Below are 25,743 nucleotides of genomic sequence, written 5' to 3' on the forward strand. Positions count from 1 at the left end.
GCCCCGCTCCGCCCCAGGTCCGACGCGGGCACACATCCAGCGAAGCGGGCAGGGTCGGGCACACACGGGCACGCAACAGGCCTGGTCACCGCCGCGCACCCGCTGTAGAACTTCCCCCATGAGCCCTGCCGGGCCCGAACGGGCACCACCGGTTCGGGTGCCCCGGAGGCGAACGAGCGCAAGAGCACGAAAGACAGGTGTCGGCGATGACGGACAGGACCGCGGAGGAACGTCAGCGCGAGATCGTCAAAGCCGCCCGCCGCACGGGCTCGGTCGACGTCACCACGCTCGCCGCGGAGCTGGGCGTGGCGAAGGAGACCGTACGACGCGATCTGCGCGCCCTGGAGGACCACGGCCTGGTCCGCCGCACCCACGGCGGGGCCTACCCCGTGGAGAGCGCCGGTTTCGAGACGACCCTCGCCTTCCGCGCCACCAGCCACGTACCCGAGAAGCGCCGGATCGCGGCCGCCGCGGCCGAGCTGCTCGGGGACGCCGAGACGGTCTTCGTCGACGAGGGCTTCACCCCCCAGCTCATCGCCGAGGCGCTGCCCCGGGACCGGCCGCTGACCGTGGTCACCGCGTCCCTGGCCACCGCGGGCGCGCTCGCGGAGGCCGAGAACACCACCGTCCTGCTGCTGGGCGGCCGGGTGCGGCACGGCACGCTCGCCACCGTCGACCACTGGACGACGAAGATGCTCGCCGGTTTCGTCATCGACCTGGCGTACATCGGCGCCAACGGCATCTCCCGCGAACACGGCCTGACCACCCCCGACCCCGCGGTCAGCGAGGTCAAGGCGCAGGCGATCCGCGCCTCCCGGCGCACGGTGTTCGCGGGGGTGCACACCAAGTTCGGGGCGGTCAGCTTCTGCCGGTTCGCTGAGATCGGCGAGCTGGAGACCGTCGTCACCAGCACGCTGCTGCCCGCCTCCGAAGCCCACCGCTACTCACTACAGGGCCCGCAGGTCATCCGCGTCTGAAAAACCAGCACAGTCCCCCAGGGCACACCCACGCCCGTGCGCGCCCCTTATCTCCCCATTCGTTCAGGAGTACCCCATGCGAACCCAGAGCCGCAGAACACCCCGCGCCCTGTTGGCCGTGGCCGCCGCAGGAACGCTGATCACTCCCCTGCTCGCCGGCTGCTCGGGCGCCGGCGGCGCAGGCGGCGTGGGCGGTGGATCCGCCCACGCCATCAACGTCCTGATGGTGAACAACCCGCAGATGGTGGAGTTGCAGAAGCTCACCGCCGGCAACTTCACGAAGAAGACCGGGATCAAGGTGAACTTCACCGTGCTGCCGGAGAACGACGTCCGCGACAAGATCAGCCAGGACTTCGCCAACCAGGCGGGCCAGTACGACGTCGCCACCCTCAGCAACTACGAGATCCCGATCTACGCCAAGAACGGCTGGCTCCACGCGCTCGACCCGTACGTCAAGAGCGACAGCAGCTTCGACCAGCAGGACATCCTCGCCCCGATGCGGCAGGCCCTCACCGCCGCGGACGGCAAGCTTTACGGCGAGCCCTTCTACGGCGAGTCCTCCTTCCTGATGTACCGCAAGGACGTCTTCAAGAAGAAGGGCCTGACCATGCCGGCCAAGCCCACCTGGCAGCAGGTCGCCGACCTGGCCGCCAAGGCGGACGGCGGCGAGCCCGGCATGAAGGGCATCTGTCTGCGCGGGCTGCCCGGCTGGGGCGAGGTGATGGCTCCGCTGACCACCGTCGTCAATACCTTCGGAGGCACCTGGTTCGACAAGGACTGGAAGGCACAGCTGGACTCCCCGGAGTTCAAGCAGGCCACGCAGTTCTACGTGGACCTGGTCCGCAAGCACGGCGAGTCCGGCGCCGCGCAGTCCGGCTTCGCCGAGTGCCTGAACGACATGACGCAGGGCAAGACGGCGATGTGGTACGACGCCACGTCCGGCGCGGGTTCGCTGGAGGCCGCCGGTTCCCCGGTCAAGGGCAAGATCGGCTACGTCCCGGCTCCGGTGGAGAAGACCGACAGCTCCGGCTGGCTCTACACCTGGGCGTGGGGCATCCAGAAGGCGTCCAAGAACGCCGGCGACGCCTGGAAGTTCATCTCGTGGGCGTCCGGCAAGGACTACGAGAAGCTCGTGGGCGAGAAGGCGGGCTGGGCCAACGTGCCGGCCGGCAAGCGTTCGTCGACGTATGACATCCCGGAGTACCGCAAGGAGGCGGCCGCCTTCGCGGACGTCACCCGCGACGCCATAGCCAGTGCCAAGCCGAACGACCCGGGTGTGCAGCCCCGTCCGGCGCCCGGCATCCAGTTCGTCGACATCCCCGAGTTCACCGATCTGGGCACCAAGGTCTCCCAGGAGATCAGCTCCGCCATAGCGGGCCGGCAGTCCGTGGACAGCGCGCTGAAGAAGTCGCAGGCGCTCGCCGAGGCCGTCGCCAAGAAGTACGAGGGATCATGACCGTCACCACCTCCGCCCGGGTCGCCGCCGCCGCTGCGCGGCCGGCGACCCGGCCGCCGAACCGTATGCGAGCGTGGGCCACCCGAGCGCCCCTGCTGCCCGCCCTGGTCTTCATGATCGTGGTGACCCAGCTGCCGTTCGTGGCCACACTGGTGATCTCGTTCTTCGACTGGAACGCGCTCTATCCGAAGGACCGTCACTTCACGGGCGTCGACAACTACCGCCAGGTCCTCACCGACCAGGACCTGCGCCACTCGGTGTGGACGACGGTCCTGCTGACGGTCACGGTGGTTCTGGTCAGCCTGGTCCTGGGCCTCGGCATGGCATTGCTGCTCAACCGGAAGTTCCGGGGCCGCGGGGTGGTTCGCACGCTGCTGATCGCCCCGTTCCTGGTGGTGCCGGTGGCGGCCGCACTGCTCTGGAAACACGTGCTCTACAACCCTGAATACGGCCTGCTCAATGGACTGTTGCACTATGTGGGCGGACCCCAGCCAGACTGGATCTCCGACAACCCGCTGCCGGCGGTCGAGGCCTCGCTGATCTGGCAGTGGACGCCGTTCATGATGCTGATCCTGCTGGCGGGACTGCAGAGCCGCGACCACGAGCAGATCGAGGCCGCGCGGGTCGACGGCGCGAGCGACTGGCAGATCTTCCGCCACCTCACGCTGCCGCACCTGCGTCGGTATCTGGAGTTGGGAGCCCTGCTGGGCTCGATCTACATCGTCCAGAACTTCGACGCGGTCTTCACGCTCACCTCGGGCGGCCTCGGCACCGCGAACCTGCCCTACACCGTCTACCAGAGTTTCTACCAGGCCCACGAGAACGGCCTGGCCTCCGCCGCCGGCGTCCTGGTCGTCATCGGCTCCATCGTCATCGCCACCTTCGCCCTGCGCGTCGTGTCGTCCCTGTTCCGCGAGGAGGTGTCCCGCGCATGAGCACCGCCGCCGTACGTACCGCGACCGTCCGCACCGCGACCGTCCGCAGCCGCAGCCGCCGCGGAGCGGGGCTCGGCCTGCTGGCCTGGCTGATCGGTCTGCTGTTCTTCCTGCCCATCGCCTGGATGGCCCTGACGTCGTTCCACTCGGAGGCGGACGCCGCGACGAACCCGCCGTCCTTCGGGGCGGCCCTGACCCTGGACAGCTACCGGGACTTCTTCGGCGCGGGCGGCGGCGCGAGCCCCTGGCCGGCGTTGATCAACTCGACCATGGCGTCGGTGGCCTCGACCCTGTGCGTGCTCCTGCTGGCGCTCCCCGCGGCGTACGCGCTGTCGATCCGCCGGGTGAAGAAGTGGACGGACGTCCTGTTCTTCTTCCTGTCCACCAAGATGCTGCCGGTGGTGGCGGGCCTGCTGCCGATCTACCTGTTCGCGAAGAACACCGGCATGCTCGACAACATCTGGCTGCTCGTCATCCTCTACACGTCCATGAACCTGCCGATCGCGGTGTGGATGATGCAGTCGTTCCTGGCCGAGGTCCCGGTGGCCGTGATCGAGGCGGCGCAGATCGACGGCGCCCGGCTGCCGACGGTCCTCGCGCGCGTGGTGGCCCCCATCGCGCTGCCCGGCATCGCCGCGACCGCTCTGATCTGCTTCATCTTCAGCTGGAACGAGCTGCTCTTCGCCCGGGTGCTCACCGGCGTGGTGGCCGAGACGGCCCCCGTCTTCCTGACCGGCTTCATCACCAGCCAGGGCCTGTTCCTGGCGAAGGTGTGCGCCGCGTCGCTCGTCATCTCCCTGCCGGTGCTCGCCGCGGGGTTCGCCGCCCAGGACAAACTGGTCCAGGGCCTGTCGTTGGGAGCCGTGAAATGAAGGCCGCCGTCATCGAGTCCGTGGGTCGCGCCGTCGTCTCCGAGGTCCCGGACCCGACGCCCGGACCGCGCGAGGTGGTCGTGGAGGTCGCGGCCTGCGGACTGTGCGGCACCGACCTGCACATCCTCCAGGGCGAGTTCGCGCCCAAGCTGCCGATCGTGCCCGGGCACGAGTTCGCGGGCGAGGTCGTCGGGGTGGGTACGCAGGTCACGGAGCTGGCGGTCGGCGACCGGGTCGCCGTGGACCCGTCCCTGTACTGCCACGAGTGCCGGTACTGCCGTACGGGCCACAACAACCTGTGCGAACGGTGGGCGGCGATCGGGGTGACGACGGCCGGCGGGGCCGCGCAGTACGCGGTCGCGCCGGTGGCGAACTGCGTGAAGCTCCCGGAGCATGTCCGCACCCAGGACGCGGCGTTGGTGGAGCCGCTGTCGTGCGCGGTGCGCGGCTACGACGTCCTGCGGTCCCGTCTCGGGTCCCACGTCCTGATCTACGGCTCGGGAACGATGGGCCTGATGATGCTGGAGCTGGCCAAGCGGACGGGCGCGGCGAGCGTGGACGTGGTGGACGTCAACCCGGCGCGGCTGGAGACGGCACGGCGGCTGGGTGTCTCGGGCTCGGCGGCGAACGCGGACGAACTGGACCGGCCGCAGGGCTGGGACGTGGTGGTGGACGCCACGGGGAACGCGGCGGCGATCCAGGACGGCCTGGGGCGGGTGGCGAAGGCCGGGACGTTTCTGCAGTTCGGGGTGGCGGACTATGCGACGCGGGTCACGATCGACCCGTACCGGATCTACAACCAGGAACTCACGATCACGGGTTCGATGGCGGTGCTGCACAGCTTCGAACGGGCGGCGGAGCTGTTCGCGAACGGGGTGCTGAACCCCGAGGTGTTCATCAGCGACCGCCTGCCTCTGGAGCGGTATCCGCAGGCGCTGGAGCAGTTCGCGGCGGGGGTGGGGCGGAAGATCGTGGTGGTGCCGTAGGGGGTGCCGCGTGGATGGTCCTCGCCCCCGCCGCCCCTACCCTTCCCGCCCGTGGGGGCTGCGCCCCCAGACCCACGCTGTCGGCCTTGCGGCCTCGTCCTCGAACTCCCCCAAGCTCCTCGAGCAGGGGGGACCCCCAGACGGACTGAGTGATGCCGACCCGGCGCTGACACAGCAGCCCCGGAAATTCAGCCCCTCCGGCGTTTGAGGAGCGGGGGCCCGGGGCCGGCCCCCGAACGGGGTCTGGGGCGGAGCCCCTAGCGGCGTGCAGGCGGAGCCCCGCAACGGGGTGTACGGCATGCAGTCCCCCACCGGGGTCCAGAAGGCGAAGCCCCCGGCGGAGTGCGGGGGCAGAGCGCCGCGAGGGGTGCAGGGGACGCAGTCCCCGCCCGGGCCCCAGGGGCGGAGCCCTGGTGGGGTTGAAGGGGCGGAGCCCCTGGAGGTGGGACGGGTAGGGGCGGCGGGGGCGAGGACCGTGCCGAGGCGCATCGGGTAAGGGAACGGTAAAGCCACCTCGCTCGTTACCCCTGGCATGACAGCTATGACCCCCGGCTCGAACCTCCCGCTCGGCGTCCCCCGCGTGACCGTCGAGGTCGCCGCCCCGGTGCGGCTCGACGTGTCCGCCCTGCTGCTCACCGCCGACGGCAAGGTGCGCTCCGACGACGACTTCATCTTCTACAACCAGCCGATGGGCCCGGGTGTCACCTACCGCTCCGGCGGTGGCACGAATCCCGACTCGATCATGGTCGACACCGCCTCCCTCCCCCCGGGCATCGAGAAGATCGTCGTCACCGCGAGCCCGGACGCCGCCGGCCAGACCTTCCAGGGCATCGAGCCGACGGCCACCCTCCGCAACGCGGACGACAACAGCGTGCTGGCCACCTTCACTCCGCCGCAGCTCGGCACCGAGACCGCGCTGGTGGTCGTGGAGATCTATCTGCGGGGCGGCGCGTGGAAGGCGCGTGCCGTGGGGCAGGGCTACGCCAACGGCCTCGCGGGCATCGCGACCGACTTCGGCGTCACGGTGGAGGAACCGGCCGCGCCCCCGCAGCCCGTCGCCCCGCCGCAGACCATTCCCCCGGCACCCGTCGCTCCGCCGGCACCGCCCACCCCGGTCCCCGGCGCCGGAAAGATCAACCTCGACAAGGGCCGCGTCAGCCTCCAGAAGAACCAGACCGTGTCCCTCGTCAAGGGCGGCCGCCCGCTGCTCTCCCAGGTCAGGATGGGCCTCGGCTGGGAGCCCGCCTTCCACGGCAAGGACATCGACCTGGACGCGTCCGTCATCGCCTACGGCCCGCAGCGCAACCACATCGACAGCTGCTACTTCGGCAAGCTGACCATCCTCAACGGCGCGATCAAGCACTCCGGGGACAACCTCACGGGCGAGGGCGGAGGCGACGACGAGGTCATCGCCGTCGACCTCGGGCGCCTGCCCCAGGAGGTCACGGGCCTGGTCTTCACCGTGAACTCGTTCTCCGGCCAGAAGTTCACGGAGGTCGCCAAGGCGTACTGCCGCCTCGTGGACGCCGCCACCGACCAGGAGCTGGTGCGTTTCGACCTCACGAGTGCGGAGCCGCAGACGGGCGTGATGATGGCGAAGCTCGTCCGCCAGTTCTCCGGCGAGTGGGACATGACCGCGATGGGCGACTTCGTCAAAGCCCGTACGGTACGGAACATGGTCAAGCCGGCGGCCGAGGCGCTGTAGCCGGTCGTACGGCAGCCACCGCACTCGCGGGCGCCCTACGGCGGGGCGCCCGCGGGTGCGGCAGCCGGGGGTCTACGCCCGCAATCCCTCCGTCAGCAGCGACAGGTAGCGGCGGATGTAGGCGCCCTGACCGTTCGCCAGTTCCGAGGCGATGGCGATGCCGTGGGCCAGCCGCAGCACCTCGATCGGCTCGACGTCGGCCCGCAGGGTCCCCTCCCGCTGCGCCGCCTCCACCAGTCGTGACGCCGCCTCCTTCATCGAGGTGCCGCAGGCCGTGACCGCGGCGGAGCTGCCGTCCGTGACGGCTGAGCCCAGCAGGGCCTTCATCCCGCGCACCTGGATCGTCCCGACGCACAGCTCGTGCAGCCACTCCACCAGCGCCTCGCCCGGCGGGAGCTCCTTCGCGATCTCGTCGGCCCGGGTCGCGATCGCCTCGATCCGGTCGACGTACGCGGCCTCCAGCAGCGCCTGACGGTTCGGGAAGTGCCGGTACAGCGTGCCCGACCCGACCCCCGCCCGCTTCGCGATGTCGTCGAGCGACGCGTTCTCGCCATGCTCGGCGAAAGCCTCGGCCGCCACCTTCAGCAACCGCTCGTAGTTGCGCCGTGCGTCCGCTCGCATGGGCCTGACCTGCGCCATCCAGATACTCCTTGCGAACCGGGGGCTCTCTCCGTATCTTATCCGGCATTTGAATCGGAGACAGTCCCCGGTTACCTGAGCCCCGGCCGAGTGAACGGAGTCCCACCGTATGCCCCCCGCTGCCCCGACCGCCCTCGGCCCCCGAGACGTTCTCGCCCGCTACCGACGTGCCATGGTCGACAAGTCGGCGGACGACCTGGCCGACCTGTATTCGGTCGATGCCGTCCATGAGTTTCCGTTCCTCTTCCCGGGCATGCCCGCGCGCTATCAGGGGCGCGAAGAGGTGCGCGCGGGGTACGGGGCCGCCTGGGGCGCAAGCCCGGCGCAGCCACAGCAGATCCGTGAGGTGGCCGTGCACGAGTCCACCGACCCCGAGGTGATCACCGTCGAGCAGATCGTCACCGGGACCCTGGCCACCACCGGTGAGCCGTTCGCCTTCTCGGGCCTTCTGGTGATGCGGGTCCGGAACGGCTTGATCGTGCACGTGCGCGACTACATGGACGGCCTCGCAGTGGCCCACGCAACGGGCCGACTGCCTGCCGTGGCCGCCATGCTCAGCGGCCATCAGGCTGGATGACGGGCTAGAAGAGGGCGCTGTACGCGTTCAGCGCGGGTTGTCCGCCCAGGTGGGCATAGAGGACGGTGGAGTCCCGGCCGATCTCCCCACGCGAGACGAGGTCGACGAGCCCGGCCATCGACTTTCCCTCGTAGACGGGATCGGTGACCATCCCCTCCGTGCGTGCGGCGAGCCGCATCGCCTCCAGCGTCCTTTCGTCCGGGATGCCGTAGGTGCCCGCGTGGTACCGCTCGTCCAACTCGACGTCCGCCTCCGTCAACTCCTTCTCCACACCGATGAGCTGTCCGGTGGCGCGGGCGATCCGGGCGATCTGTTCCCGTGTGCGAGTGGGCTCCGCTGACGCGTCGATGCCGATCACACGGCGCGGACGCCCGCCCGCCTCCTCCAGCGCGCGGAACCCGGCGATCATGCCGGCCTGGGTGGAGCCGGTCACGGAGCACACGATCACGGTGTCGAAGAAGACGTCCGACTCCCGCTCCTGCTCGGCGACCTCGTACGCCCAGTTCGCGAAGCCGAGGCCGCCGAGCGGGTGGTCGGAGGCACCGGCCGGGATTGCGTACGGCTTGCCGCCCGCCTCCTCGACCTCCCGCAGCGCCTGCTCCCAGCTCTCCTTGAAGCCGATCCCGAACCCGGCCCTGACCAGCCGTACGTCGGCCCCGGCGAGCCGGCTGACGAGGATGTTGCCGACCTTGTCGTACACGGAGTCGGGCCAGTCCACCCAACTCTCCTGGATCAGCACGCACTTGAGCCCGACGCGAGCGGCGACCGCGGCGACCTGCCGGGTGTGGTTGGACTGCACGCCACCGATCGAGACCAGCGTGTCGCAGCCCTGCGCAAGCGCGTCGGCGACGAGGTACTCCAGCTTGCGGGTCTTGTTCCCGCCGTACGCGATGCCGGAGTTGCAGTCCTCCCGCTTGGCCCACAGGGAGGCACCGCCGAGGTGGGCGGTGAGCCGCTGAAGCGGGTGGACCGGGGAGGGCCCGAAGAGCAGGGGACAACGCTCGTACGTGGACAGGGACATGGGACCTCCCGGGTTCAGCGGGCCTCTTCGTCGGTTCGGTCGGTCTCGTCGGCCAGGTCTGCGAGAGTGCGCCAGATCTCCGCGGTGACGCGGACCGCCCCGTCCACGTCACCGTCCGCACAGGCCTCGATGAGCCGCTCGTGCAGCCCGGCGGAGCGGCAGGTGCCGCCCTCGCCGAAGCGCCGACGCTCCAGGCGGCGGATGAGCGGCATGTAGCGGGCCACGGTGGCGGCGGCCGCTCGATTGCCGCAGACCCGGACCAGCACGTCGTGCAGCTCGTCGTCGGCGCGCAGGGCGGCGTCCACGTCTCCGGTGCGTACGGCACCCGCGAACCGCTCGTTGGCCGCACGCATCCCGGCCACGTCCGCTGCCCGCAACCGGGGCACGGCGACCCGCGTGGCCAGCTCGTGCATGGCGCCCACGACGGCCGCCGCGTCCCGTACCTCGTCGGCGACGACCGGGGTCACCCGCGTGTAGCTCTGCGGCTTGCTCTCCAGCAGCCCCTCGTCCACGAGCCGCGAGAAAGCCTCCCGCACGGGCGCCCGCGACAGCCCGAGCTGCTCGGCGAGCTCGGTGTCGCGCACCACCGCACCGGGTTCTATCTCCCCGGCCACGATGGCGTCCCGGATGGATTCGTAGGCGCGGTCCCGCAGCAGGGTGCGGGGCACGGGTCGAAGGGCCTCCATGAATTGAAATGTTAGATATCAACAGCGCGCCCGTACAAGGGTGTCGCCCGCAACCTCGTGAAGGTGCGGGCCACGCTCATCGAGCGGCGGTCAGACCGCCGCCCACGGCCAGTCGGCGTCCTGGGCGGCTTCCAGCAGCGGCACCATCCGGAAGGCCGCGTCCGACAGGCCGCCGAAGGTGTGCCTGTTGCCCGTCCCGGACGGGCCGTGACCCACCCGGTATCCGGCCAGGTTCCAGGTGTAGACCGGGATGTGCGCCGGGACCTGCCGGGTCGGGTCGCCGTCCCGGTTGTAGCCGTACTGCTCGTCGGTGACGATCAGCACCCGGTCCTGCCCCCGGTAATGCGCGCGGATGGCGCTGGTGGTGTCGGTACCCCCCAGGTCGCCGAAGCGGCCGAGGACCTTCAGTACCGACTCGCCCTTGCGGAACGTCAGCCGCTTGCTGGTCGTGCCGAACTCGACGAGGTCCGCCTCCGCCGCCCGCAGCGCGAGCGCCGTACCGAAGATCGCCGCCGCGTCGGCACGGTTCAGCTCGGAGCGGTCGGACAGCCGGGAGTAGAACATCGAACCCGATCGGTCCACGAGCACCAGCGTGCGGCCGGACAGCGCGGGCACGTTGGCCAGCGAGTGGCCGAGCGCCTGCTCCAGCGGGTACGACCAGCGCAGCGACGGCGCGTGCTGGTACGCGGCGAGGTACCGGAAGGGGAACTGCCGCGAGCGCGCGACCTCGGCCGGGTCGCTGATCCGGGCCGCGACCTGCGCCGCGACCTCGTCCGAGACCCCGGCCGCGTCGAAGTTCCGCAGATTGCGCACCAGCGCCATCGCACCCATGGACGGGATCACGGCTTCCCAGGCCGCCTTGTCCATCGGTCCCTGCAGCCAGCCGGCCAGCGCCTCCCACGTCATCCCGGCCGCCGCGAGCCGCTCGGCGCCATCGGGCCCGGTGACGACCGCTCGCCGCCGCTCGACGGGCAGCGACATCAGCTCGCGGTGCGCGGTGAGTACGCGGGCCGAGGCGGGCGGCACCGCGGTGTCCGGGTTGTGCCGGCGGTCCAGCGCGTACTGGAACAGGTCGCCCTGCCACGGCTTGCCGGGGTCCGGCGCGGCGTGCACCAGGTTGAGGATGTCGCCGAGGCGGTAGCCCTTCGAAGCGGTGTCGTACTTCAGCAGCGCCTTGCCGGTGTAGAGGCGTCGCACGGCGTCGGCGATGCCGCGCTTGACCGGCTTGGGAACGGCGCGGCCGTACATGGCGGTCCAGTAGGCGAGCAGCTCGCCGGGCTCGTCGGGGCGCTGGAGGACGGAGTTCACGACCTGGCGGTTCGACGGGCCGTCGGTGGCTCCCGCGTCGAGCCGCGCCTTCACGTACTCGGCGGCGCCCACGATCGAGGCCGTCCGCAGGTTGCCCTCGCCGCGCAGCCAGCCGAGCAGGCCGGCGGTCCACGAGGGGTCGGTGACGGCGAGTTCGCGCACCAGCTTCGCGAACCGGTCGTCGCGGTCGGCGCCGGACTCGTAGAAGGTCTGCTGCGAGACGAAGTTCGAGACCGAGAGCAGGAACAGCTCGGAGCGGGCGTCTCGCTCACGGCCTCGGCCGCCCTGGTACGTACGCAGCACACGTCCCGTGGACGTCACCCGGGAAGTGGGCTGCGCCTTGGCGGCTCTCGTGTTGAATCGCGCCATGGTGAATTCCCCCGAATTCGTTGATTTTTTTTCGGAGGGAGGCCCAGCAAAAAGGGAAGTGCCCGAGTTCAGGGGTCGGCGACGGGACTGTTCACCAGGAGCGTCTTCCATTTCCGCCACACCGACCCCGAGTCGATGACGGGATTCGAACCCGCAACATACCTGATCCCGAAGTATCCGCTGCCTGCGCACCGGGCACCCACCATTGCTGCGCCTCCCGAGATCAAGTCGGCGGCGGCATCGGATTCTTTGGAGAGAAGAAGTAGCCGCAGCCCGCGCACCGGGAGGTGCGTGAAGTTGTGGTGTCCAGAGATCGAGGTCGGCGGAACCGACAAGGTGCTCTAACCCCTGAGCTACACCGGCTCGTGGTACCGGTGGCGGGACTCGAACCCGCGGCCGCCCCATTATCAGTGGAAGTAGGTCCTGCCTTCGCACCTGGACGTGCATCACTCTAGGAGGCGTACCGCGGGCCGGGCGAACGAATTAATTGCCGCCGGGAGTTGCCGGTGTTCAGTCGCGCTTCTGCCGCTTCCAGGGCCCCGTGATGGCCAGCATGATGCCCGGCTCCTGGATGTTGGCGTACAGGGTCCTGCCGTCGGGCGAGAAGGTGACGCCGGTGAATTCGCTGAACTCCGGCTCGTCCTCGGTGCCGATGTTCAGTTCGTTGCGGGCGATGGGGTACGTACGGCCGCTGTCGGTCGCGCCGAAGAGGTGCTGGACGCCCTCGCCGTCCTCGGCGATGACCAGGCCGCCGTACGGGGAGACGGTGATGTTGTCGGGGCCGTCGAAGTCGCCGTCCTCGGCCGGGTCCGGGTTCACGCCGAGCAGGACCTTCAGGGTGAGGGTGCGGCGCTTGGGGTCGTAGAACCAGACCTGCCCGTCGTGCTGGACGGGGCTCTCCTCGCGGGCGTAGGAGGAGACGATGTACGTGCCGCCGTCACCCCACCACATGCCCTCCAGCTTGCGGGCGCGGGTGATCTCGCCGTCGGCGAACTGCTTGCGCACGGGGACCGTCTTCGCGTCGCGGTCCGGGACGTCGATCCAGTCGACGCCGTAGACGGTACCGATCTTCGTGGCGCGGGAGAGGTCGTCGACGAACCTGCCGCCGGAGTCGAAGCACTTGAAGGCCTGCAGGCGGCCCGCGTCGTCCGCGAGGGCGCGCAGCTTGCCGCGGCCGTGCTCGAAGCCCTCCGGCGGGGTCCAGCGGTAGAGCAGGCCGTTCGGGCCGGAGGCGTCCTCCGTCAGGTACAGGTGGCCGCGCTTGGGGTCGACGACGACGGCCTCGTGGGCGTAACGGCCGAGCGCCTTGACGGGCTTGGGGTCGCGGTTGGCGCGCCGGTCGGCGGGGTCCACCTCGAAGACGTAGCCGTGGTCCTTGGTCATGCCGTTCTGGCCGGCCTTGTCCTCGGTCTCCTCACAGGTCAGCCAGGTCCCCCAGGGGGTATTGCCGCCGGCGCAGTTGGTGGAGGTGCCGGCGATGCCGACCCACTCGGCGACGTGGTCGTGGCGGACCTCGACGACGGTGCAGCCGCCGGACGCGGCGGGGTCGTAGACGAGGCCCTCGGTGAGCGGTACCGGGTACTTCCACTTGGAGCGGGGGCCCTTGAGCTCGTGGTTGTTGACGAGGAGGGTGGCGCCGCGCGGGCCGGGGAAGGTGGAGGTGCCGTCGTGGTTGGACGGGGTGAACTCGCCTGATTCCAGCTTGGTCCTGCCGCTGTAGGTGATGACGCGGTACGAGAACCCGGCGGGCAGGGCGAGGATGCCGTTCGGGTCGGGGACGAGCGGTCCGTAGCCCACGCCGTGGTGCCGCTGCTCCTCGTGTCCGTCCGTGGCGTCGGTGTCGGTGGACGCGAGGGCGTTCGGAGCGGTGGCGAGGGCGCCGACACTGCCGGCCAGGGCGATGCCGGCACCGGTGAGCGCGGACTGCCTGGCGAAGTCCCTGCGGGTGAGCGACATGCTGTCTCCTGTGGAAGGGGAGGGAGTCGGTCGGGGGGCGGCCAGGGCCTGTTGCGAAAGTCCCGCCTGCCCCACGACGCCCGGCACGCGCTCCCCCACTGCCTCAACGGCGTGGAGCCCCCAGCCGCGTTGTCGGGTCGCCCGCGTACGCCCGGTACGCGGGCGACCCTCCGCCTTGCGATCGCATGCACCGACGACCACCTCGGCCGCTGCCGCGGCGGGCGCGGGGCCCGCCCTTCGGGCGGACGACGGGACTTTCGCGACAGGCCCTCGCGGACCTCCGCTGGGCGCACACGCTCGCGCTCGCTCCTGAACTCCCGTTGAACGGCGGCCGACGGCTGGGCACGCTTTTCCATGAATCCGCAAAGCACAGCTCTGGCGCGGCGGCGCGCACACCGATGCCGGGCAATGCCACGGCAACGTCCCGTCCCGTCCCGTCACCCGCCGAGTGGGGCCACGACGCCGGCGGTCAACCCCCCTGCTGCGACCGCGCCTTGAACGCCGCCTTCCTCGCCTCCTTCGCCACCTTCTTGTCCGGGTGCAGGCGCCCCATCGCCTCCAGGACGTCCGGAGTCGCCGGATGGTCCACCCGCCACGCCGTCGCGAAGAAGCCGCTGTGCTGGGCCGCCAGGCCCTCGACGAGGCCCTGCAGTTCCTCCGAGTTGCCCTCAGCCGCCAGCTGTGCGGCCACCGTGTCGATGGTCAGCCAGAACACCATCGACTCCGGCGGTGCCGGCACGTCCGCCGCTCCGCGCTCGGTGAGCCATACCCGTGCCAGGCCGCCCAGTTCCGCGTCGTCCAGCACCTCACGCAGCGCGGGCTCCGCCTGAAGTCCGACCAGGGACAGCGCCTGCTGGCAGCGGAGCCGGCGCAGGGGCGCTCCGGCGTCCGAGCCGCGCGCGGCGGCCAGCAGCTCCCGCGCCGCCGTCAGCGGTTCCCGGCGTGCCAGCCACTGCTCCGTCTCCGCCTGCGCGGCCGCCGGCGGGAACCCCGACGTGCCGTCGAGCAGGGCGTCCGCGCCCTTGTCGGCCAGCTCCCCCACCGCGGGCGCCGTCATCCCGGCCTCCTGCAGCCGGGTCCGCATCCCGTACAGCCCGAGCGGCGTCAGCCGTACCATCCCGTACCGGCTGACGTCCGCCACGTCGACGCCCGCCGTGGCCTCGTCCTCGGCGTCGGTCATCAGCGCCTCGTCGACCGGCTGGAAGTCCACGAGCCCGATGGGCTCGAGGATCCGGAACTGGTCGTCCAGCCGCATCATGGCGTCCGAGACCTGCTCCAGGACGTCGTTGGTGGGTTCGCCCATGTCGTCGGGCACGATCATCGACGCGGCGAGGGCGGGCAGCGGCACCGCGCTGTCGCCGGGCCCCTCCTCACTGACCGTCAGCGCGTAGAGGTTGCCGAGCACTCCGTCGAGGAACTCGGCCTCCGCCTCCGGGTCCCAGTCGAGGGAGGACAGGTCGATCCTGCCGTCCTCCCCCATGGCGTCGGCGAGCCCGTCCAGCTCGGGCACGCTCGCGTCGGCGAGCACGGCCTCCAGCGCGCCCAGCCACACGCCGAGCACGTCGCCCGGGCTGCCGGAGGTGAGCAGTGCGAGGTCGGCGCCGGTGGTGACCGTCCCCGCCTCCTGGTCGACGACCTGGACGAGGCCGGCGTCGACGGCGATCCGCCAGGCCTCGCTCGCGTCGGCGGCGGCGTTCTCACCGGTCAGCCCGAGCACCTCGACCGCTGCGGGCAGCTGCTCCTCGACCAGCTCGCCCCCGGGGCCGACGCGTGTGTCCGGTCCGGCCCAGCGGGCGAGCCGGGCGGCTCGGGACAGCAGGGGTGTGGCGAGCGCGTCCCGTGCGAGCTCCGCCTCGGAACGCAGCCGGACCGGCGGCAGGAGGGAGCTGTGTGACATCGGCTGGGTCTCCTTGGGGACGTACGTGGTGGCCGAGGGGCGCCCCGAAACACACTGCTCAGCCTAGACGGATTTCCACCCATGCCGCCCGGTTCATCTCCCCGCCGACTGCCGTACATGGCCGAAACCTTGACAACTGGCCTGAGAACACAGGAGATTGACGCGCGTAGAAGTCGGGGGACAGCTGTTCACTGAGGTTCGGTGCCGTCCGTCGCCTGCTACGCGCGTCGCCACCGCCCCACCGGTCGCGGCCCCCGGTTCCACGCTCCACTTCGTCCCGGCGCCCACGTATCTCCCCGGAGGGATTCCGTTGCCGAGCAAGTCTTCCGCGCGGCTGGCCGCGCTCACCGTCGCCGCCGTCTGCTCCGCCGTGTCCGGTGTGGTCCTCACCTCTCCCGCGCACGCGGACACCGTGCGCATCCACGACATCCAGGGCACCACCCGGATATCGCCGCTCGCGGGCCAGAAGGTCACGGACGTGGCCGGAATCGTCACGGGTGTGCGGACCTACGGCTCGTCGAAAGGGTTCTGGATGCAGGACCCGAACCCGGACGACGACCCGGCCACCAGTGAGGGCGTCTTCGTCTTCACCAGCTCCACCCCGAAGGTCGCGGTCGGCGACGCGGTGACGGTGACGGGCACGGTCTCGGAGTACGTCCCGGGCGGCACCTCGTCCGGCAACCAGTCGCTCACGGAGATCACCAAGCCGACGGTGACGGTCCGTTCCAGCGGCAACGCCGTCCCGGCGCCCGTCGTGATCGACGAGGACTCCGTCCCGGCCGAGTACACCCCGGCGGGCGACCCGGCCGCGAACGGTTCGATCAACGGCCTGACCCTGCGGCCGTCGACGTACGCCCTGGACTACTACGAGTCCCTGGAGGGCATGAACGTCCAGGTCGCCGACGCCCGCGTGGTCACCGCGACCGACCCGTACAGCGAGCTGTGGGTCACGGTGAAGCCGCACGAGCACGCGAGCCGCCGCGGCGGCACGGTCTACGGCTCCTACGACTCCCAGAACACCGGCCGGCTGCAGATCCAGTCCCTCGGCTCGACCGCCGACTTCCCGAAGGGGAACGTCGGTGACACGCTCGCCGGCACCACGACCGGCCCGCTGGACTACAACCAGTTCGGGGGTTACACCCTGGTCGCCGGTCAGCTGGGCACGCTGAAGAGCGGCGGGCTGCAGCGGGAGACCACCCGCAAGCAGGAGCGCGGCGAGCTGGCCGTGGCGACCTACAACGTGGAGAACCTGGACCCGTCGGACGCCACGTTCGCGGCCCACGCCTCCGCGATCGTGAACAACCTGCAGTCGCCGGACATCGTGTCCCTGGAGGAGATCCAGGACGACAACGGCGCCAAGGACGACGGCACGGTCGACGCCAGCCAGACGGTGAACAAGCTGATCGACGCGATCGTCGCGGCGGGCGGCCCGAAGTACGACTGGCGCTCGATCGACCCGGTCAACGACCAGGACGGCGGCGAGCCCGGCGGCAACATCCGCCAGGTCTTCCTGTTCAACCCGGAGCGGGTCTCCTTCACCGACCGGCCGGGCGGCGACTCCACGACGGCCGTGGGTGTCACCAAGGTGCACGGCAAGGCGCAGCTGACGGTGTCGCCCGGTCGTGTCGACCCGGCCTCGGACGCCTGGAAGTCCAGCCGCAAGCCGCTGGTCGGCGAGTTCGTCTTCCGCGGCAGGACGGTCTTCGTGATCGCCAACCACCTCACCTCCAAGGGCGGCGACCAGTCGCTGCACGCGCAGTACCAGCCGCCGACCCGCAGCTCGGAGGTTCAGCGCCACCTGCAGGCCACCGAGGTGAACACCTTCGTGAAGGACGTCCTCGACACGCAGAAGAACGCCGACGTCATCGCGCTCGGCGACATGAACGACTTCGAGTTCTCCGACACCACGAAGATCCTCGAGGGTGACGGCGAGCTGTGGTCGGCGATCAAGTCGCTGCCGAAGAGCGAGCGGTACACGTACGACTACCAGGGCAACGAGCAGGTCCTGGACCAGATCCTGGTCAGCCCGTCGATCCGCCGCGGCTGCGACCTGGACTACGACAGCGTGCACATCAACTCGGAGTTCCACGACCAGATCAGCGACCACGACCCGCAGGTGCTGCGGTTCCGGCCGTAGCCGTCCCCCGGGTTCAGGGCCGGCTGAACACCCCGTCCAGCCAGCCCTGCCAGGCGGCCTCGTTCGCCTTGGCGTCGGCGTCCGGTGCGAAGTCGTGGACGCTGACGCCGACGGGCGCGCCCCAGTGGTTGCGGCCGAAGAAGCGGATGAGGGCGTCGTCGGTGCGCAGTCCGATGAAGTACGGGTTGCGGAAGTCGAGGACGGCGTCGAGGAGTCGGCCCTCCGGGCCGCGGGCCTGGACGCGCGCCCCCTCGGGGGTGTCGTCGGCGAGTCCCAGGGCTCGCCCGACGGCGGTGAAGGCGTCGGGCGCGGTGGAGGCGTCCGGCCCGTTCAGGGTCGCGAAGGCGACCGGGCGGGGCGCGAAGTGGGTCAGGTATTCGCGCAGGGTGTGCAGGTAGAAGTCGGTGTGCTTGCTCGCGCCGTCGTACTGGTTGTCCCAGTCGTCGGTGAAGATGCCGCTGTGCACGTACCGCACCCAGGCGCGGCGGCCCTCGTCACGCGGCTCGATGGTGTGGTCGAGCTGGTTGACCGACTGGACGGGGAAGCCGAAGTCCTCGCTGCGGTTGGTGTAGCGGTGCGGTGGGTCCCAGGCGGTGACCGTGGATCCGAAGGGCCCGCTGCCTCCCACGCGGGGCTCGGGCGGGTCCATCGGCCACAGATAACCGCCCGTGCCGGTGGTGATCGCCTCCCACACCTCCTCGGGCGTGGCGTCGACCTCGAACTCGCGGACGATCTCGAATTCCTTGGACATGACGGGGCTCCTGCTCACTGGGATTCTTGCGGAGAGTCGAGTTCCGGGGCGGTCCCGGTCCGGTCCTTGACCGTGGGGTGGACGGCCACGACGATCCGGTGGTCGCGTCCGCCATCGGCGTCCGGGGCGTCGTACTTGCGGATCAGGGCGCCGATGCCCGCCGTCAGCTCCTGCACGAACGCGGCGCGGTCGGCGGCCGAGGCGAAGCGGACCTCGCCGTCGAGGGCGTACGTCGCGAGCCGTTTGCGTGCCTTGGCCGCGCCGGTGATGAGCGAGCCGACGTCGCGGACCAGCCGGGCGCCGAGGGCGAGCAGCCAGCGCGCCGAGAGCTGGTCGCGGAAGCGGTCCGGGTCGGGCTGCACGGAGGCGAGAGCCAGCGGACTGATCACGTAGGACGCCGCAGTGGCCCGCATCAGCCGCTCGGTGACGTTGCCCTTGCGGCGCTCGCCGGCCAGCTCGACCAGGCCGTGCCGCTCCAGGGCCTTGAGGTGGTAGTTCACCTTCTGCCGGGGCAGCCCGACCTTTCCGGCCAGCATGGTGGCCGACGCGGGCCCCGCCGCGAGCTCGGCGAGCAGCCGGGCGCGGACGGGGTCCAGCGAGACGGCCGCGGCCTCTGGGTCCTCGATCACGGTGACGTCCAACATGGCTCCACCCTCTCACCGAAAACTTTTTTTGTCCATACGGATAGAGTTTTCGGTGGGGCGAGGGGCTGTGGGCAGGCGGGCTGTCCCGGGTGTCAGTCCGGCAGGAGTCCGAGCGCGTAGTCGTAGCGGCTGACGGTGCTGCTCTTGAGCCCCGGCCACGTCTGTACGCGCCCCCACTGCGCCGTGCCGGAACCGATGCCGTCGCCGGGCGCGGCGAGCGCCTCCAGGTGGGCCTGGGCGCTCTCCCACTCGGCGTAGTTCAGGACCCGCGTGCCGTCCGTGCTGAGGTGGAAATGGGCGCCGATGCCGCCGGGACGCGGGTTCGACTCGCTCTCCAGCGCCTCGACGACGGCGTCGACCCACGCGCGCTGCCGCTCGGGGTCGGGCCCGTCGAATTCCACGTCGACGATCACGACGCACCCGGGCGTCCGCCCCGCCCGGTCGGCCGGACCGTGACTGCGGTAGTGCCGGTACCGGCCCAGCCACAGCCGTTCGATGCCCGGCACGGCGGTGTCGACCTCGTCGACGCGCTCCTGCCGCTGTGTCTTGAGGTACGCCTCGTAGGCCTGCTCGTCCGCCCAGCGCGAGTGGTGCAGCAGGGTGGAGCCGTCGTGTCCGGTGTACAGGTGGTAGCCGAGCAGCCCGTCGGCGGGCCACGGCCGGCGCTCCCAGGTCTCGGCGATGGCCTCGACCGTCTGCCGCTGCCGCGACGGTGTCCCCACCCGCCAGGTACTGAAGAAGGGCGCCTGCGCCCTGGAATCCGCGAAGTCGGGGTGCGCGGTGGTACGACGGGTCATGAAAGGCCTCCGTGGTGGGTGCTGCCGCATGCACCGACCACGTTCCGACCTCGACCAAAGTTGAGGTCAAGCCCGGCTCTCAGGCCCGGGTCAAGGCGTGGGCTCGAGAGGCCCGGGTCAAGGCGTGGGCCCGAGAGGCCCGGGTCACCGCTTGGGTCCGCCGTTCTCCAAGCGGGCCAGCCGGCTCTGGAACCAGTCGAGACGGGCCTGGAGCAGGGCCGCCTCGGCGACAAGTTCGGACACGCCGAGATCGGCGGGCGGGGCCTCCGCGCCCGATGCGGCCCGTACCCGCACCCCCTCCCCCGCGAGCCGGGCGAACGCCGTGAGCGACAGGGACGTACGGCCGCGTACGCACCCGGCGCACGACGCCTGCAGGACGCGCCAGCCCGGTCGCCCCCAGCCGGCGTCGGCCAGCGCCGCGGCCGGCGCTCCGCACGCGCAGGTGCCGACCGTCATCGTCCGCACCCGCTGGCGCGCGTACCGGAAGCCGCGTTCGAAGCGGATGTACGCGCCGAGGACCGCGACCTCGAGCAGCACGGCCGCCCGGTGCTCCCCGGTGCACAGCAGCGCCTCCGCTTCCGCACGGTCGTGGACGCAGTGGAAGCCGCAGTCGCAGCGGCGGTGCGGCGGGCGGTGCCGCAGGCCGTAGACGCACCGGGCCTCGTCGAGGACCGCGTAGGGCAGCGCGCCGCCCAGCGACACACCGGTGAACCCGGCCCGGGTGCCGTCCTGGGACAGCACCGGGTGGGCGATCTTGTATCCGGTCGGCGGCTCCGTCGGTCGTTCCTCGGGGAGCCGCAGTCTCATCGCGCGACCGGGACCTCTTCGGGGGCGGGCGCCTCCTCGACGGGCTCCGCGATGTCGGCGACGTCGGCGACCCGGAGGTCGGCCTGTTCCTCGTGCACCTGCGGGCGCTCCTCGGCGACCCCGGTGGCGAGTGCCTTGCCCAGCTTCATGACGCCTCCCGGCTGTTGGTTACCGTCCCGGCCATGGTGACCCACGCGGCCCGATTTGGCACCAGTGCCTGGTCGCCGACGTCCCCGCACCTCGCACTCCGCGCGCCCCTCACCGCGTCACCCCGCGCCCCGCGCGCGCCTCCCTCGCTCGGCTCACCACGCCCCGCGCGCCTCCGCCACGGCTCCCGACCTGGGGCCACGAGGGCTCGACCGCTGGATGCGCCTCATTACGCAAGAACCCTAATCAAGCATCCCTAATCAATACCCTGTAGAAGAATTAAGTGGAGCTTCACGGTCTCGCTGCCGAGACTACTCCCATGACGACCACACCCCTCACCGCCCGTCCCTTCGGCCGCGCCCTGGGCGCCATGATCACACCCTTCACCGAGGCCGGCTCGCTCGACCTCGACGGCGCGCAGCGGCTCGCCGACCTGCTCGTGAGCGAGGGCTGCGACGGGCTGGTGCTGTCGGGCACCACGGGAGAGTCCCCGACCACCACCGATGCCGAGAAGGCCACGCTGGTGCGGGCGGTACGGGAGGCGGTCGGCGAGCGGGCGTCCATCGTCGCGGGCGTCGGCACCTCGGACACCCGGCACACCGTGGAGCTGGCACTGGCGGCCGAGAAGGCGGGCGCGGACGGGCTGTTGGTGGTCACGCCGTACTACAGCCGGCCCCCGCAGGACGCGGTCGAGGCCCACTTCCGTGAGGTCGCCGACGCCTCGGGACTGCCGCTCATGCTCTACGACATCCCGGGCCGCACCGGCACCCGCATCGAACCGGAGACGGTGATCCGGCTCGCGGAGCATCCGCGGATCGTGGCGGTCAAGGACTGTGCGTACGACTTCCTCGGCACCCAGAAGGTGCTGGCGCGAACCGAGTTGGCGTACTACGCGGGCTGCGACGAGCACAACCTCGCCCTGTACGCGGTCGGCGCCGCCGGTTACGTCAGCACGGTCGCGAACGCCGTCCCGCGCCGGCTCCGGTCGGTTCTGGACGCGTTCGACGCGGGGGACACGGCTCGGGCGGCCCGGCTACAGCAACAGGCCACCCCGCTCATCGAGCTGATGATGTCCGCCGGCCTGCCCGGAACGGTCACCGCCAAGGGCCTGCTGGGGGCACTCGGCCTGCCCGCGGGCCCGGTGCGCGCGCCGCTGCGGCCCGCCGGCCGCGAGACGGTCGACGAGCTGCTGGCCGTGTACGAGCGGCTGGTGACGGCGTGATCACCACAGCGCGTTCCACCGCAGGTCCTCGACGGCGTGCCGGTCGCCGCCGCTGGTGGCGGCGCCCCGCCTGCTACAGATCACCAGTCTGCCTGGGGCCTCATGCGCGGCGGGAGGGTGCATGACGGTGGCGATCTTGCGCTTGCCGGCGGGTCTCACTGCCGGTCAGCCACTGATGATGCAGAAGGGGTGTCCAGCCGGATCGGTGAGAACCCGCGCCCTGGCAGCCTCGTGAGGCTGGTGATCCGGCTTGCCCGCGCCCAGTTCCAGCAGGCGGGCTTCGGCTTCGTCCAAGTCGTCCCCGACCTTGAAGCAGATGTGAAGCTGCTGGGGGACGGTTTGTTCAGGCCAGCGCGGAGCCCGGTAGTCGTCGACCCGTTGAAAACCGATGAAGAGTCCGTCTTCACCGTTGAGACCGGCGAAGTCGGCGTCCGACTTCGGGTGGGGTTCGAGACCGGTGGCCTGCTGATAGAACGCGGCCAAAGCCAGCGGATCAGGGCAGTCGAGGGTTATCGCAACCAACTTCATCTGCGGGGGCACGGCATCTCCCAACCGATCGGTGGACTTCCGCGATGAACAGCCCAGAGGCGACCGCAGGCCGGAACCTCACCCCGCTCACCGTCATCCGGGACAGGACACGAGCGCCCTCCCGGGCCGTCCTCGGGCCGTGGAAGGGCGCTCAACGATGACCAACGTCGACGACTGCCGACAGCTCGGCAGCAGGTCAGGGCGTTGATCGATGAGGCGGCCGCAGGTCACGGCCGCCGTTGATCAGTTGTGGCTGTGCAGGATCTCGTTCAGACCGCCCCAGACCGCGTTGTTCGGGCGGGCCTCGACCTTGCCGGTGACGGAGTTGCGGCGGAAGAGGATGTTGGAGGCGCCGTTGAGCTCGCGGGCCTTGACGATCTGGCCGTCGGGCAGGGTGACCCGGGTGCCGGCGGTGACGTACAGGCCGGCCTCGACGACGCACTCGTCACCGAGGGCGATGCCGACGCCCGCCTCCGCGCCGATCAGGCAGCGCTCGCCGATGGAGATGATCACGTTGCCGCCGCCGGACAGCGTGCCCATGGTGGAGGCGCCGCCGCCGATGTCGGAACCGTCGCCGACCACGACGCCCGCGGAGATGCGGCCCTCGACCATGGAGGTGCCGAGGGTGCCCGCGTTGAAGTTCACGAAGCCCTCGTGCATGACGGTGGTGCCCTCGGCGAGGTGCGCGCCGAGGCGGACCCGGTCGGCGTCGGCGATGCGGACGCCCTTGGGGGCGACGTAGTCCGTCATGCGCGGGAACTTGTCGACGGAGGTCACCTGGAGGTGCAGGCCCTCGGCGCGGGCGTTCAGGCGCACCTTCTCGACGTCGTCGACGGCGACCGGGCCGAGCGAGGTCCAGGCGACGTTGGCGAGGAGGCCGAAGATGCCCTCCAGGTTCTGGCCGTGCGGCTTGACCAGGCGGTGGGAGAGCAGGTGGAGGCGCAGATAGACGTCGTGCGTGTCGATCGGCTTCTCGTCGAGCGAGGCGATGACCGTGCGCACCGCGACCACCTCGACGCCCCGGCGGGCGTCCGGGCCGATCGCCTTGGCGGCGCCTTCGCCGAGCAGCTCCACGGCCTTCTCGGCGGACAGCCGCTCGGTGCCGGACGGGCCGGGCTCGGCGGCCAGTTCGGGCGCGGGGAACCAGGTGTCGAGAACGGTGCCGTCGGAGGCGACGGTGGCGAGGCCGGCGGCCACGGCACCGGTGGTACGGGGAGCAGTCGTGTCGGTCATAGGGGAAACCTAACGTGGCCGGACGCGCAGGGGCGAACCGGTGCCGGGGCGTCTCAGGTACCGGTCGGTCTCGTCGCCGGAGCCGGGCGCGGATCAGGGGATGACCCGGGCCAGGGCCTCCCGCGCGTACTCCTCGTCGTACGGCGCCCCCGTCAGCAGTACCTGCAGACAGATCCCGTCGAGCAGGGCGAGCAGTGCCCGCGCCGTGGCCGGATCCGTACGCCCCGCCAGCGACTTGGCGGTCTGCTCCATCCACTCGGCCGCGACGGGCCGTAGCGCCGGGCGGCGCAGGGCCGCGAGGTACAGCTCGTACTCCAGCTCGACGCCCGCGCGGTCGCCGCCCAGCCACTGACCCAGCAGCCGGGCGAGGTCCGCCGCGAGGTCGCCCTCGGTGTTCTCCAGCAGGCCGCTGTCGGTGAGCGTCCTGGCGAACCCCTCGTTCGCCTGCCGCAATGCGGCGACCAGCAGTTCGTCGAGGGTCCTGAAGTGGTACGTCGTGGAGCCGAGCGGTACGTCGGCCTCGGCGGCGACCGAGCGGTGGCTCAGTCCGGCGATGCCCTTCTCCCCCACCACCCGGATCGCCGCGTCGATGATCCGCCGGCGCCGCTCGGGGTCGTAGCGGCGGGGCATCAGTGCGCACCTCCCAGGTTCAGGACCACCACCCCGCCGACGATCAGCGCGATGCCGGCGATCTTCGCGAGGCCCATCCCCTCCCCGAAGAGCACCAGCCCGATCATGGCGACGGTCGCGGTGCCGGCCCCGGACCAGATCGCGTAGGCGGTGCCGATCGACACGGACTTCAGGGTCTGCGCGAGCAGCAGGAAGGAGACGACATAGCCGAGGAAGGTCACCAGTGAGGGCCCGAGCCTGCTGAACCCCTCGCTGTACTTCATGGCGGTCGTCGCGGCGACTTCGGCGGCGATGGCCCCGGCGAGGAACGCGTATCCCATGTGGACGAGTGTACGCATCGATGTGTACGCCCGTACACATCTTGCGCGCACGGGATGGGGGCGCGTGGGCCCCGCCGGGAAACCGCTCTCTCAAACGGGTGCTGCGAACTCGTCATGTCCACTACTGTTTCACCGGTCGATCACCCGGCTTTCACGGCCGCCGCCGTTCCGCGTGCCCGTGGCCCGGGTCGACCCCTGTCTTCCCCGCTTTCTCCCGTTGTGCCACGACCCGCCTTCTGACGATTCCGCGTCCGCCGTACGGCGACGCCGAGGGAACTGCGCATGCCAGACACCAACCCCCCACCCGCTCCGGACCGGCCCGCCCCTTCCCCGGTGTGGGAGACCGGCAATGTCCCGGGCGAGGCCCGGACACCGGGATCCCGCAGACTCTGGGCGGCCGGGCTGCTCGCCGTGGCCGTCTTCTCCACCAGCGCGATAGCGATCTCCGTGCTGGGCAAGGCAAGTGACTCGCCGTCACCGAAGCGCGCGCAGGACACGGCCGTCGCGCTCGGCGACCCGGACGTGCCCGACTTCTCGCTGCCCTCCTCCCCCGTGGCGGCGCCCAGCGGTAAGAGCGGCCTGACGTCCGGCAAGGCGTCCCCGGCCACCCGGGCCGACTCGCCCTCTGCCGAGGCCGCCGAGCACACGGCCGGGGCAGAGCCCGCCGCTCACGCCTCGAAGCCGTCCGCCACCAAGCCCCCGAAGTCCGCGCCGTCCGCCACCTGGAGCTCGGTCCGCTCGGTCAACTACCCCGACCGGTACTGGCACATCAGCGGCGACTACGTAAAGCTCGACCCGATCGGCTCCGCCCCGGCCCGCCGCGAGGCCACCTTCAGGGTCGTCAAAGGCCTGGCGGACGCGTCCTGTTACTCCTTCGCCACGGCCGACGGCACCTACCTGCGCCACCGGAACTTCCTGCTGCGCGACGAGCCCGACGACGGCTCCTCGCTGTTCCGGCAGGACGCCACCTTCTGCCCCCGCCCGTCGTCGTACTCCGGAGCGGTCATGCTGGAGTCGGTCAACTACCCCGGCCGCTTCCTGCGCCACCAGAAGTTCCAGCTCAAGCTGGACCCGTACCAGTCCGGCGACCTGTACCGGGCGGACTCGGCGTTCCGTCTGGTGGACGGGCTCGCCTGAACCCGT

General features: G+C 70.9%; 25 protein-coding genes. 10 read left to right on the top strand and 15 right to left on the bottom strand.

Going from position 1 to position 25,743, the window contains the following annotated elements; all coding sequences use genetic code 11:
- The first annotated feature begins 206 nt into the window (after positions 1 to 206).
- The 6 genes from ACIRC0_RS12435 (at position 207) to ACIRC0_RS12460 (ending at position 6,931) form a co-directional block, all read left to right on the top strand.
- Positions 207 to 977: a DeoR/GlpR family DNA-binding transcription regulator gene (locus ACIRC0_RS12435; RefSeq protein WP_403614877.1), complete on the top strand. Its 771-nt coding sequence runs from the start codon at positions 207 to 209 to the stop codon at positions 975 to 977.
- 76 nt (positions 978 to 1,053) lie between these two features.
- Complete coding sequence (locus tag ACIRC0_RS12440; RefSeq protein WP_403614879.1) at positions 1,054 to 2,433, top strand: ABC transporter substrate-binding protein; 1,380 nt, start codon at positions 1,054 to 1,056, stop codon at positions 2,431 to 2,433.
- On the top strand, positions 2,430 to 3,368 hold the full coding sequence (locus tag ACIRC0_RS12445; protein ID WP_403614882.1) for a carbohydrate ABC transporter permease: 939 nt from the start codon (positions 2,430 to 2,432) through the stop codon (positions 3,366 to 3,368). The genes ACIRC0_RS12440 and ACIRC0_RS12445 overlap by 4 nt, the downstream gene beginning before the upstream one ends.
- The gene (locus ACIRC0_RS12450) at positions 3,365 to 4,240 is read left to right on the top strand and encodes a carbohydrate ABC transporter permease (RefSeq protein ID WP_403614885.1); all 876 of its coding nucleotides are present in this window, start codon (positions 3,365 to 3,367) and stop codon (positions 4,238 to 4,240) included. The genes ACIRC0_RS12445 and ACIRC0_RS12450 overlap by 4 nt, the downstream gene beginning before the upstream one ends.
- A complete protein-coding gene (locus ACIRC0_RS12455; protein ID WP_403614887.1) occupies positions 4,237 to 5,226 on the top strand; it encodes a zinc-dependent alcohol dehydrogenase family protein in 990 nt (329 codons plus the stop codon). Before ACIRC0_RS12450 ends, ACIRC0_RS12455 begins: the two co-directional genes overlap by 4 nt.
- 541 nt (positions 5,227 to 5,767) lie before the next feature.
- Positions 5,768 to 6,931 (top strand): TerD family protein, encoded by a 1,164-nt coding sequence (locus ACIRC0_RS12460; RefSeq protein ID WP_403614890.1) that lies wholly within the window; start codon positions 5,768 to 5,770, stop codon positions 6,929 to 6,931.
- Between the two features lie 72 nt (positions 6,932 to 7,003).
- Here the strand turns inward: ACIRC0_RS12460 and ACIRC0_RS12465 are convergent, their stop codons facing one another.
- Complete coding sequence (locus ACIRC0_RS12465) at positions 7,004 to 7,570, bottom strand: TetR/AcrR family transcriptional regulator (RefSeq protein WP_403614893.1); 567 nt, start codon at positions 7,568 to 7,570, stop codon at positions 7,004 to 7,006.
- Between the two features lie 109 nt (positions 7,571 to 7,679).
- Here ACIRC0_RS12465 and ACIRC0_RS12470 point away from each other — a divergent pair, with 109 nt between their 5' ends.
- Positions 7,680 to 8,147, top strand: coding sequence for a nuclear transport factor 2 family protein (locus tag ACIRC0_RS12470; RefSeq protein WP_403614896.1), 468 nt, complete (start codon positions 7,680 to 7,682; stop codon positions 8,145 to 8,147).
- A 4-nt stretch (positions 8,148 to 8,151) separates the two neighbouring features.
- On the opposite strand, the gene ACIRC0_RS12475 is transcribed toward ACIRC0_RS12470, so the two are convergent.
- The 5 genes from ACIRC0_RS12475 to ACIRC0_RS12495 all read right to left on the bottom strand — a co-directional run bounded on the left by ACIRC0_RS12475 (position 8,152) and on the right by ACIRC0_RS12495 (position 15,384).
- A complete protein-coding gene (locus tag ACIRC0_RS12475) occupies positions 8,152 to 9,168 on the bottom strand; it encodes a 1-aminocyclopropane-1-carboxylate deaminase (RefSeq protein ID WP_403614898.1) in 1,017 nt (338 codons plus the stop codon).
- 14 nt (positions 9,169 to 9,182) lie between these two features.
- The gene (locus ACIRC0_RS12480) at positions 9,183 to 9,854 is read right to left on the bottom strand and encodes a GntR family transcriptional regulator (protein ID WP_403614901.1); all 672 of its coding nucleotides are present in this window, start codon (positions 9,852 to 9,854) and stop codon (positions 9,183 to 9,185) included.
- A 90-nt stretch (positions 9,855 to 9,944) separates the two neighbouring features.
- Positions 9,945 to 11,531 (bottom strand): TROVE domain-containing protein, encoded by a 1,587-nt coding sequence (locus ACIRC0_RS12485; RefSeq protein WP_403614903.1) that lies wholly within the window; start codon positions 11,529 to 11,531, stop codon positions 9,945 to 9,947.
- Between the two features lie 510 nt (positions 11,532 to 12,041).
- Entirely contained in the window at positions 12,042 to 13,487 is a 1,446-nt protein-coding gene (locus tag ACIRC0_RS12490) for an alkaline phosphatase PhoX (protein ID WP_403614906.1), read from the bottom strand.
- Between the two features lie 469 nt (positions 13,488 to 13,956).
- Positions 13,957 to 15,384, bottom strand: a complete 1,428-nt coding sequence (locus ACIRC0_RS12495) for a hypothetical protein (protein ID WP_403614909.1) — start codon at positions 15,382 to 15,384, stop codon at positions 13,957 to 13,959.
- Between the two features lie 310 nt (positions 15,385 to 15,694).
- On the opposite strand from ACIRC0_RS12495, the gene ACIRC0_RS12500 reads away from it, so the two are divergent.
- A complete protein-coding gene (locus tag ACIRC0_RS12500; protein WP_403614911.1) occupies positions 15,695 to 17,521 on the top strand; it encodes an endonuclease/exonuclease/phosphatase family protein in 1,827 nt (608 codons plus the stop codon).
- Positions 17,522 to 17,534: 13 nt separating this feature from the next.
- Here ACIRC0_RS12500 and ACIRC0_RS12505 read toward each other — a convergent pair whose 3' ends face one another.
- The 5 genes from ACIRC0_RS12505 to ACIRC0_RS12525 all read right to left on the bottom strand — a co-directional run bounded on the left by ACIRC0_RS12505 (position 17,535) and on the right by ACIRC0_RS12525 (position 20,669).
- The gene (locus ACIRC0_RS12505; protein ID WP_403614913.1) at positions 17,535 to 18,272 is read right to left on the bottom strand and encodes an SRPBCC domain-containing protein; all 738 of its coding nucleotides are present in this window, start codon (positions 18,270 to 18,272) and stop codon (positions 17,535 to 17,537) included.
- A gap of 14 nt (positions 18,273 to 18,286) precedes the next feature.
- Positions 18,287 to 18,916 carry an ArsR/SmtB family transcription factor gene (locus ACIRC0_RS12510; RefSeq protein WP_403614915.1) on the bottom strand — a complete coding sequence of 210 codons (630 nt, stop codon included), beginning with the start codon at positions 18,914 to 18,916 and terminating at the stop codon, positions 18,287 to 18,289.
- Positions 18,917 to 19,008: 92 nt separating this feature from the next.
- Positions 19,009 to 19,713 carry an antibiotic biosynthesis monooxygenase gene (locus ACIRC0_RS12515; protein WP_403614917.1) on the bottom strand — a complete coding sequence of 235 codons (705 nt, stop codon included), beginning with the start codon at positions 19,711 to 19,713 and terminating at the stop codon, positions 19,009 to 19,011.
- Positions 19,714 to 19,857: 144 nt separating this feature from the next.
- On the bottom strand, positions 19,858 to 20,520 hold the full coding sequence (locus tag ACIRC0_RS12520; protein ID WP_403614920.1) for a hypothetical protein: 663 nt from the start codon (positions 20,518 to 20,520) through the stop codon (positions 19,858 to 19,860).
- Complete coding sequence (locus ACIRC0_RS12525) at positions 20,517 to 20,669, bottom strand: hypothetical protein (RefSeq protein ID WP_263229291.1); 153 nt, start codon at positions 20,667 to 20,669, stop codon at positions 20,517 to 20,519. The genes ACIRC0_RS12520 and ACIRC0_RS12525 overlap by 4 nt, the downstream gene beginning before the upstream one ends.
- A gap of 317 nt (positions 20,670 to 20,986) precedes the next feature.
- Here ACIRC0_RS12525 and dapA point away from each other — a divergent pair, with 317 nt between their 5' ends.
- Positions 20,987 to 21,889 carry a 4-hydroxy-tetrahydrodipicolinate synthase gene (dapA, locus tag ACIRC0_RS12530; RefSeq protein ID WP_403614923.1) on the top strand — a complete coding sequence of 301 codons (903 nt, stop codon included), beginning with the start codon at positions 20,987 to 20,989 and terminating at the stop codon, positions 21,887 to 21,889.
- Positions 21,890 to 22,054: 165 nt separating this feature from the next.
- Here dapA and ACIRC0_RS12535 read toward each other — a convergent pair whose 3' ends face one another.
- The 4 genes from ACIRC0_RS12535 to ACIRC0_RS12550 form a co-directional block, all read right to left on the bottom strand.
- Positions 22,055 to 22,429, bottom strand: coding sequence for a VOC family protein (locus ACIRC0_RS12535; RefSeq protein ID WP_403614926.1), 375 nt, complete (start codon positions 22,427 to 22,429; stop codon positions 22,055 to 22,057).
- Positions 22,430 to 22,660: 231 nt separating this feature from the next.
- The gene (gene dapD / locus ACIRC0_RS12540; RefSeq protein WP_403614928.1) at positions 22,661 to 23,650 is read right to left on the bottom strand and encodes a 2,3,4,5-tetrahydropyridine-2,6-dicarboxylate N-succinyltransferase; all 990 of its coding nucleotides are present in this window, start codon (positions 23,648 to 23,650) and stop codon (positions 22,661 to 22,663) included.
- Between the two features lie 93 nt (positions 23,651 to 23,743).
- Positions 23,744 to 24,280: a TetR/AcrR family transcriptional regulator gene (locus ACIRC0_RS12545; RefSeq protein ID WP_403614930.1), complete on the bottom strand. Its 537-nt coding sequence runs from the start codon at positions 24,278 to 24,280 to the stop codon at positions 23,744 to 23,746.
- Positions 24,280 to 24,600, bottom strand: coding sequence for a DMT family transporter (locus tag ACIRC0_RS12550; protein ID WP_403614933.1), 321 nt, complete (start codon positions 24,598 to 24,600; stop codon positions 24,280 to 24,282). Before ACIRC0_RS12550 ends, ACIRC0_RS12545 begins: the two co-directional genes overlap by 1 nt.
- A 282-nt stretch (positions 24,601 to 24,882) precedes the next feature.
- Between ACIRC0_RS12550 and ACIRC0_RS12555 the strand changes: the two genes are divergently transcribed.
- The gene (locus ACIRC0_RS12555; protein ID WP_403614936.1) at positions 24,883 to 25,737 is read left to right on the top strand and encodes an AbfB domain-containing protein; all 855 of its coding nucleotides are present in this window, start codon (positions 24,883 to 24,885) and stop codon (positions 25,735 to 25,737) included.
- Positions 25,738 to 25,743 lie beyond the last annotated feature (6 nt).

The organism is Streptomyces sp. NPDC093984 (genome assembly GCF_044764595.1).
In the GTDB taxonomy this organism is placed as follows: Bacteria; Actinomycetota; Actinomycetes; order Streptomycetales; family Streptomycetaceae; genus Streptomyces; species Streptomyces cynarae.